The organism is Kitasatospora sp. NPDC017646, assembly GCF_044329365.1.
Taxonomy (GTDB): domain Bacteria; phylum Actinomycetota; class Actinomycetes; order Streptomycetales; family Streptomycetaceae; genus Kitasatospora.
On record NZ_JBIRJC010000004.1, the window covers coordinates 1 to 8,444 of the forward strand.

Sequence of the window (8,444 nt, forward strand, 5' to 3'; positions counted from 1 at the left end):
AGCTGCCGAAGACCCGCTCCGGCAAGATCATGCGCCGCCTGCTGCGCGACATCGCCGAGGGCCGCGAGGTCGGTGACACCACCACCCTCGCCGACAGCACGGTGATGAGCCAGATCCAGGCCCAGCTGCCGCCGAACGGCGACAACGGCTGAGCGCGGCGCTGACGGCGGAGCGCGCGGCAGGCTCGGCGCGCCGCTGAAGCACTGACGGGGCCTCGGTCGGTCTCCACCGGCCGGGGCCCCGTCGCCATGCGCGCGAAGGGGTCACACGGGGTCCGCAGCAGGGCGGCCGCCCCGGCGTGCAGCAGACCGGTGGAGGTCGTGATCACGGAGCCGCTCCCGAACCGGGTGTCGGCCCGAACAGAAGAGGGGCGAGATGCACCGGCCGGGACCGGGCGGCGCCTGCGACCGGGCACCGGCCGGGACCGGGCGGCGCCTGCGACCGACGGCCGGGAGGCGTTCACCCGACTGCGCTCGGTCCGGGCCGCTCGGGCGCGGGTCCGCTGCTCCTCCGGAGTGCGGGACCGGCCCACAGGGCTTAAGTCCTTTAACAGGACAATCCCGATGTCACCCGGAAGCCCCGTTAGACTGCTAAGGACGCATCAAGATCCTTGAGCAGGAGTCGCGGGCGTCAGAGGGCGCGCCGGGAAGTCTGGTCGGCAACTGCACCACCCGTGCATCCGTTGCCGCTCCCAGCCCCAGGAGGTCCCACGTGACCGACCAGCCGCCCGTCCACGAGCCGACGACCCGCCGGCAGTTCCTCGGCCGGCTGACACTGCCCGAGCGCGCCTTCGTCACCGACGCCCTGCGCACCGAGACCGTCGGCGGCATGCTGCTGCTGGCCGCCGCCGTGGTCGCACTGATCTGGGCCAACGTATGGCCGCACGGGTACGAGAGCGTGCTCGACTACCGGATCGGCCCGTCCACCCCGCTCCACCTCGACCTCACCCTGGCCAGCTGGGCCGAGGACGGGTTGCTGACGATCTTCTTCTTCGTGGCCGGCATCGAGCTCAAGCGCGAGTTCGTCACGGGCGAGCTGCGCACCCCGAGCGCCGCCCTGCTGCCGGTGCTCGCCGCCGTCTGCGGCGTCGCCATGCCCGCGATCCTGTTCACCCTGGTGAACTCCGGCAGCGGTGGCCACCCCGGCGGCTGGGCCATCCCGACCGCCACCGACATCGCCTTCGCGCTGGGCGTGCTGGCCGTGGTCGGCAGCCACCTGCCCTCGGCGCTGCGCGCCTTCCTGCTCACCCTGGCCGTGGTGGACGACCTGATCGCGATCCTGATCATCGCGGTCTTCTACAGCTCCGGGATCAAGTTCTGGGCGCTCGGCCTGGCCTTCGCCGGCCTGGTGCTGTTCTGGTTCCTGCACCGGCGCGGGGTGAAGGGCTGGTACCTATTCGTCCCGCTGGCCGTCGTGGTCTGGGCGCTGATGCACGAGAGCGGCATCCACGCCACGGTGGCGGGCGTCGCGATGGGCCTGATGCTGCGCTGCCACCGGGAGGGCGACGAGGAGCAGTCCCCCGGCGAGCACATCGAGCACCTGGTCCGCCCGCTCTCGGCAGGGTTGGCTGTCCCGGTGTTCGCGCTGTTCGCGGCCGGGGTGACGATCTCCGTACCGGCGCTGCGCGAGGTGTTCACCCAAGCCACCCCGCTCGGCATCGTGATCGGCCTGCTGGTCGGCAAGACGGTGGGCATATTCGGCGGCACCTGGCTGGCAGCCCGGTTCACCCGTGCCGAGCTGAACCCGCAGCTCAAGTGGGCCGACCTGTTCGCCGTCTCGGTCCTCGCCGGGATCGGCTTCACCGTCTCGCTGCTGATCAGCGAGCTGGCCTTCCCGCACGACCTGGCGCTCGCCGACCGCTCCAAGACGGCCGTCCTGGTCGGCTCGCTGCTCTGCGCGACGGTCGCCACCGTGCTGCTCAAGCTGCGCAACCGGCACTACCGCGCGCTGTGCGAGGAGGAGGACCGGGACACGGACGGCGACGGCATTCCGGACGTCTACCAGCAGGACGACCCGGCCTGGCGGGCCCGGGCCGCCGACGCGGGGCCGAACGCCGAACCGGCCCGACACCTGCCCGGCGAGGAGCCCGGGGCCGACGGCTGATGCCCTCCGGGAGGTCCCGCAGGCCTCCGTCAGACCATACGCGGACCGTCCGCAGGCTCCCTGTCGAACCCATCCGCAGGCTTCCCTCAGGCTTCCCGCCGGCCTCCCGCAAGTCTGCGGGAGGCCTTGCGAACGCCAGGACACGTCCCTCCGCCGGGGCCCCGGAGTGGTGTCCGACTGACCGGTAGGGGCATGATTCTGAGCTGTCGACACACCATTGACGCCTCCGGACCCCCCGCTGGCACCGGAAACCGCACACCGCGACGGCGTCACGCCGCAACAGCCGCAGAGGAGAACCGCTGATGCCCACAGGAACCGCAGACCCGTCCAGTAACGGCCGGGCGCCCTACGAGGGCGAGCGTTCGGTGGGCCAGCTGTTCGCGGCGGCAACCGCCGACCTGTCCTCGCTGGTGCACGACGAGATCGCGCTCGCCAAGGCCGAGATCAAGTCGGACGTCAGGCGAGGCGCCGCCGGCAGCATCTTCTTCGTCGTGGCCGGGGTGATCGGCCTGGCCGGCATTCCGATGGCGAGCATCGCGATCGCCTTCTTCTTCCACTGGCTGGGCGTGCCGCTGGGCTGGTCGTTCGCGATCTCCTTCGGCCTCCACGTGCTCCTCGCGGGGCTGGTCGCGTTCGTGGCCGTGCGCATCTTCAAGAAGATGACCAAGCCGGAGCGCACCATCGAGGGTGTCCAGAAGACCGCCGAGGTGCTGAAGAACGCCCGGCCGCGGCCGGCCACCCAGGAGGAGATCGACCGGGGCCTGGGCCGCATCCCGTAACCACGGGAGGGGGCTCGGACCCGCCGACGGCGAGTGCCGGGCACGTGTCCGGCTCGCGGATGTGACACGCTCTCGGTATGCCGCTTGACCAGACGCCCGTGAACGCGCAGCCGTCCGCCGATCCCGGCCCCGCCTCCGGCCTCGACTCCGGCCTCGACTCCGGCCTCGGCTCCGAATCCGGCTCCGTACCGACCGCCGAACGGCACAGCGGCGGCGGCGCTGCCGAGGCCTGGAGCATCCGGCAGCCCGGCCCCTGGGTGCACCGCGACCTCGCGGCCAACGGCGCCCGTTTCCACATCACCGAGTCGGGCTCCGGCCCGCTGGTGCTGCTGGTGCACGGCTGGCCCGAGTACTGGTGGGCGTGGCGCCACCAGCTGACCGCGCTGGCCGAGGCCGGCTACCGCGCGGTGGCGCTCGACCTGCGGGGCATCGGCGGCAGCGACCGCACCCCGCGCGGCTACGACCCGGGCAACCTCGCCCTGGACATCACCGGCGTGATCCGCTCGCTCGGCGAGCGCCGGGCGCACCTGGTCGGGCACGCCTCCGGCGGCACCCTGGCCTGGGTGGCGGCGGTGATGCGCCCGTCGGTGATCCAGAGCCTCACCGTGGTCTCCGCGGCGCACCCCCGGGACCTGCGCCGGGCGCTGCTGACGGACCGCAAGCAGATGGCAGCCTTCGACCACGTGCTGGGCTTCCAGCGGCCGTGGATACCGGAACGCCGCCTGGTCGCCGACGACGCCGCGCTGGTCGGCCGCTACCTGGACGAGTGGACCGGGCCGAACAAACTGGACGGGGCGGCCGTGCACGCGTACCGGCAGGCCATCCGGATCCCCAGCACCGCGCACTGCTCGATCGAGCCGTACCGCTGGCTGCTGCGCTCGATGGCACGCCCGGACGGCATCCAGTTCGCCCGCCGGATGAAGAAGCCGATCACCGCGCCGACCCTGCACGTCCAGGGCGCCTCGGACCCGGTGCTGCTGTCGCACACCGCGCTGGGCGGCGGCGAGTACGTGGCGGCGCCGTACCGCTGGCGGCTGATGCCCGGGGTGGGGCACTTCCCGCACGAGGAGGCGCCGGAGGAGTTCACCGCCGAGCTGCTGGACTGGGTCGGCCGCCACAAGGAGTGACGGCCGGGAGCCCGGCGCGGGCCCGTCGGAAAAGGGCCGGAAGACCCAACTCCCTTGATGTCGGGATCATATGACAACAGCATGGGCCAGTTTCGGCGAACCCGGGCGGTTACTCCCACCGGCCCAGGGGCATCCATTCCGGTATGACCTGGATGCCCGATCGCGACGACGCCCCGCGCGGCCGACGCCACAACAGTCCCCAGCGCTCCGCACACCGCCCGGACCGGGCGGAGGACCTCGGCTTCGACGGCCTCGACCCCCGTCAGCGCGGGGTGCAACGGCAGATGGGCATCCGGCGCATCCTCGGCCGGCGCGCCCGGTGGGTGGGCGCACGGCTGCGGCGCGAGACCTGAGGTCTCGCGCCGCAGCCACGGGCCGTACATCGGCCAGTCCGTACGTCAGCCAGCCCGCGTGGCAGGCGGTCAGGCGGTCAGCGGGTCAGGCGGTCGTCGGTCGGCCGCCACCTGGCCGCCAGCCGGTCAGTTCACGATCGTCGGCGACAGCGCGGTGAACCAGAGCAGGACGAAGGTCGCCACCGACATGATCGGCACCAGCACCTTGGTCTCGACGTTGTTGCCGCTGCGCTTGATCAGCACGATCTCGTAGCGCTCCTTGTGCGGCCACAGCAGCGGCGCGCCCTTCTTCGTCAGGCAGTCGCCCAGCAGGTGCGCCAGCGTGCCCAGTCCGACCGCGTACGGCAGCCAGCCGGGCGAGTTGGGCATCCAGGTGTTCATCCCGAAAGTGCCGAGCGCGGCCAGGCCGATGACGGTGATCCACGCCTCCGGACCGTTGCTCGGCGGGCAGAGCCGCAGTGCGCGGATCGCCAGCGCCAGCAGGAAGAACGTCACCGAAAGGGTGAAGTAGCGGCCCAGGAAGGTGACGCCGGCCCAGGTGCCGCCGCCCATCAGCGCGACGAACAGCAGCGAGTGGGTGGCGTGCCGGTGGCCGCCGGAGGCCCACGCCACGAAGCGGCAGATCGCCTTGGAGACCGGGCCGAGGAAGTTGGCGATCGAGCCGTCGTGGTGGTCGAGGTCCGGCAGCAGCGCCGCGCCCGCGCACAGCACCGTGCCCATCAGTATGTCCGCCGGCTGCAGCGTGGTGTGCAGCAGCAGCGGAGGCAGGAACGGAGCCGAGGCCGCGTACAGCATCGCCCCGCTCACCGCGTGTGAATGACCCATCATCGGACTGCCACGACCTCCCGTTGACTCACTCCGGGACGGCAACCCGGTTGAGCCGAACGGGTGAGCGCGGCCGAGGCTACCAGGGCGGACTGACGGCGCGACGGATCCCGCACCGGCAGAACGGACGGCGCCGGACCCGCAACGACGGCCGACCGTCAGAGCGCGCAGCCCTGGGTGTCCACCCTGCTGGTCGCGCCACTGCCCGCCGTCGCGTCCTCGCGCACCTCGGCCGAGGTCAGCACGTACCCGGTGTCGGCGCTGTCCAGGGACTTGGCGAACACCACGCCGTACACCTGGCCGTCCGGGGTGAGCAGCGGGCCACCGCTGTTGCCCTGACGGACCAGCGAGCGCACCGAGTAGACGTCGCGCACCACCTGGCCGCGGTGGTAGATGTCCGGTCCGTTGGCCTGGATCCGGCCGCGGATGCGGGCGGGCTGGACGTTGAAGGCGCCGTTCTCGGGGAAGCCCGCGACGATCGCGCTGTCATTGGTCCGCGCCTCGCCGGCGAAGGTCAGCGGGGGCGCGTTCAGCTTGGGCACGTCCAGGACGGCGATGTCGCGCTGCCAGTCGTAGCGCACCACCGTGGCGTCGTAGAGCTGGCCGACGCCGCCGATCTGCACGGTCGGCTCGTCGACGCCGCCCACCACATGGGCGTTGGTCATCACCCGGTGCGGGGCGAAGACGAAGCCGCTGCCCTCCAGGGTCTTGCCGCAGGAGGTCGCGGTGCCGACCACCTTGACCAGGCTCTGCCGGGCCTTGGCCACCGCCGGGCTGTTGGCCAGCGCGGGGTCGGGGGTGTCGACCTGGGTGATCGGCTCGTGCTCGAAGGGGTTGAAGACCTGCGGGAAGCCGTTGCGGGCCAGCACCTTGGAGAAGTCGGAGAACCAGTTCGGCGCGTCGCCGGGCAGCGCGTCCTGGACGCCACCGAGGACCGCCGAGGAGCGGACCTGCTTGGAGACCGTCGGCAGGGACGTTCCGGCCAGCGCGGAGCCGATCAGCCAGGCCACCAGCAGCATCGAGATCACGTTGACCACCGCGCCGCCGGACGCGTCCAGCAGCCGGGCCGGGCGGCGGTCGATGTGCCCGCGCAGCTTCCAGCCGAAATGGGCGGTGACCGCCTGGCCGACCGCGGCGCAGACGATCACCACCACGACGGCCACCACCGAAGCCGTGGTCCCGGGACTGAGGTGGTCGAGCAGCAGCGGCAGCAACTGGACGGCCAGCAGGCCGCCGCCGAGGAAGCCGACGAGTGACAGGACGCCCACCACGAAGCCCTGCCGGTAGCCCGAAATGGCGAATCCGACAGCGGCGAGGATCAGCAGCACATCCAGGACGTTCACCCCGACACCCTCCCACGCTTCGCGACCGTGCGGCGCCGACGGCCCGTCACGAGCCGTCGGCGTCGCCGCCCGGCAGGGCCCGGGAGTGTTCGAGGTCACCCTGGACGAGCGCGAGCGCGTCGTCCGAGAGGTCGACGATCCGGGACGGGTCCCAGGGCAGCTCCAGCCCGCTGTGGTGCAGCACCCGGTCGATCACCCCGGCGGTGAACCCCCAGACCAGCCGCTCCGCGACCGCGAAGGCCGGCCCGATGTGTCCGGACGGGTGCCGCAGCCGGACCCGGTTCGCCGGGTCGACGAGGTCGGCGATCGTCACCCGGAACACCGCTCCGGTCTCGCCCTGGTCCACCGGGCGCACCGGCGACTCCTCGCGCCACCAGCCCAGCACCGGGGTCACCACGAAGCTGCTCACCGGGATGTACAGCCGGGGCAGCGCAGCGAAGACCTGCACCCCGGCCGGGTCCAGGCCGGTCTCCTCCCAGGCCTCGCGCAGCGCCGCCGCGATCGGACCGGGACCGTCCGGGTCGCCGTCCTCCGGATCCAGCGAGCCGCCCGGGAAGGACGGCTGCCCGGCGTGCGAACGCAGCGAGCGGGCCCGCTCGATCAGCAGCAGGTCCGGCCCGTCCGGGCCCTCGCCGAACAGCATCAGCACGGCTGCCGCCCGACCGCCCTCGCGCGGCGGCAGGAAGCGGCTCAGCTGCTCCGGCAGCACCCGCTCGGCCGCCTCCCGGACCGGCTCCAGCCAGCCCGGCAGGCCGCTCCGCTCGATGGCTCCCGCGATCACGCTTCCACCGCCAGGTCCGCGACCTGCCCGTGGTGGGCGGCGGCGTCGGCGCGGGCGGCGGCCTCGCCCGGGAAGTCCGACGGCGGCTTCAACCGCTGGCCGGGATGGCCGCCCATCTCGTACTTGAGCAGCTTGCGGGCCTTCTCCGGGTCCAGCTCGCCCTCCCCGTAGGCGGGGCAGAGCGGGGCGATCGGGCAGGCCCCGCAGGCGGGCTTCTGGGAGTGGCAGATCCGGCGGCCGTGGAAGACCACGCGGTGCGAGAGCATCGTCCACTCCGACTTCGGGAAGATCTCGGCGACGGCCAGCTCGACCTTCACCGGGTCCTCCTCGGTGGTCCAGCCGAACCGCCGGGCCAGCCTCCCGAAGTGGGTGTCCACGGTGATCCCGGGGACGCCGAAGGCGTTGCCGAGCACGACGTTGGCGGTCTTGCGGCCGACGCCCGGGAGGGTCACCAGATCGGCCAGCCGGCCGGGGACCTCGCCGCCGAACTCGTCGCGCAGCGCGGTTGAGAGGCCGATCAGCGCCTTCGCCTTGTTCCGGAAGAAGCCGGTCGGGCGGATGACCTCCTCCAGCTCCTCCGGGTTCGCCGCCGCCATGTCCTCGGGCGTCGGGTACTTCGCGAACAGCGCCGGGGTGGTCTGGTTCACCCGCAGGTCGGTGGTCTGCGCCGACAGCACGGTGGCCACCAGCAGTTGGAACGGGTTCTCGAAGTCCAGCTCCGGGTGCGCGTACGGGTACAGCTCCGCCAGCTCGCGGTTGATCCGCCGGGCCCGTCGCACCATCGCCAGGTGCGACTCCGGTTTCCTCGGCTTCACGGGCGGCTTCGCAGCCTGCTTCGCCGCCCGTTTCGCAGCCTGCTTCACGTCCGGCTTCACGGCCGGCTTCTCTTCCGGCTTCACGTCCGGCTTGACGGCCGACTTCACGGCCTGCTTCGCGGCCGGCTTGGTCGCGGTCTTCCGGGCCTTGCTCTCTGCCATGCACGAAGGCTACGCCGAGCGGCGGACCGCTCGGGGCCGATCAAGGACGGCCGTGGGCCCCCCCGCGGGGGGGGCCCGGCGGCCGGTTGGGTGGCCCGCCGCGCCGGGGTGGGTCACGGGGCCGGCTCCGGGGCCCGGACGATTGGCCCGGCCCCC

8 protein-coding genes are annotated in these 8,444 nt (G+C 72.5%); 4 read left to right on the forward strand and 4 right to left on the reverse strand.

All coding sequences use genetic code 11. The features are described from left to right. Positions 1-711: 711 nt before the first annotated feature. The 4 genes from nhaA (at position 712) to ACH4J0_RS08200 (ending at position 4,362) form a co-directional block, all read left to right on the forward strand. A complete protein-coding gene (gene nhaA / locus ACH4J0_RS08185; protein WP_396237512.1) occupies positions 712-2,103 on the forward strand; it encodes a Na+/H+ antiporter NhaA in 1,392 nt (463 codons plus the stop codon). A gap of 302 nt (positions 2,104-2,405) precedes the next feature. Continuing rightward, positions 2,406-2,882, forward strand: a complete 477-nt coding sequence (locus tag ACH4J0_RS08190) for a phage holin family protein (RefSeq protein WP_396237514.1) — start codon at positions 2,406-2,408, stop codon at positions 2,880-2,882. A 77-nt stretch (positions 2,883-2,959) separates the two neighbouring features. Further along, positions 2,960-4,009, forward strand: coding sequence for an alpha/beta fold hydrolase (locus ACH4J0_RS08195; RefSeq protein WP_396237516.1), 1,050 nt, complete (start codon positions 2,960-2,962; stop codon positions 4,007-4,009). A 143-nt stretch (positions 4,010-4,152) separates the two neighbouring features. Then, entirely contained in the window at positions 4,153-4,362 is a 210-nt protein-coding gene (locus ACH4J0_RS08200) for a hypothetical protein (RefSeq protein ID WP_396237518.1), read from the forward strand. A gap of 126 nt (positions 4,363-4,488) precedes the next feature. Here ACH4J0_RS08200 and ACH4J0_RS08205 read toward each other — a convergent pair whose 3' ends face one another. The 4 genes from ACH4J0_RS08205 to nth form a co-directional block, all read right to left on the reverse strand. Beyond that, complete coding sequence (locus ACH4J0_RS08205) at positions 4,489-5,190, reverse strand: metal-dependent hydrolase (RefSeq protein ID WP_396237520.1); 702 nt, start codon at positions 5,188-5,190, stop codon at positions 4,489-4,491. Between the two features lie 155 nt (positions 5,191-5,345). Continuing rightward, complete coding sequence (locus ACH4J0_RS08210) at positions 5,346-6,530, reverse strand: MarP family serine protease (protein WP_396237522.1); 1,185 nt, start codon at positions 6,528-6,530, stop codon at positions 5,346-5,348. Positions 6,531-6,576: 46 nt separating this feature from the next. Further along, entirely contained in the window at positions 6,577-7,311 is a 735-nt protein-coding gene (locus ACH4J0_RS08215) for an NUDIX hydrolase (RefSeq protein WP_396237524.1), read from the reverse strand. Continuing rightward, the gene (nth, locus tag ACH4J0_RS08220; protein ID WP_396237526.1) at positions 7,308-8,288 is read right to left on the reverse strand and encodes an endonuclease III; all 981 of its coding nucleotides are present in this window, start codon (positions 8,286-8,288) and stop codon (positions 7,308-7,310) included. The genes ACH4J0_RS08215 and nth overlap by 4 nt, the downstream gene beginning before the upstream one ends. Positions 8,289-8,444 lie beyond the last annotated feature (156 nt).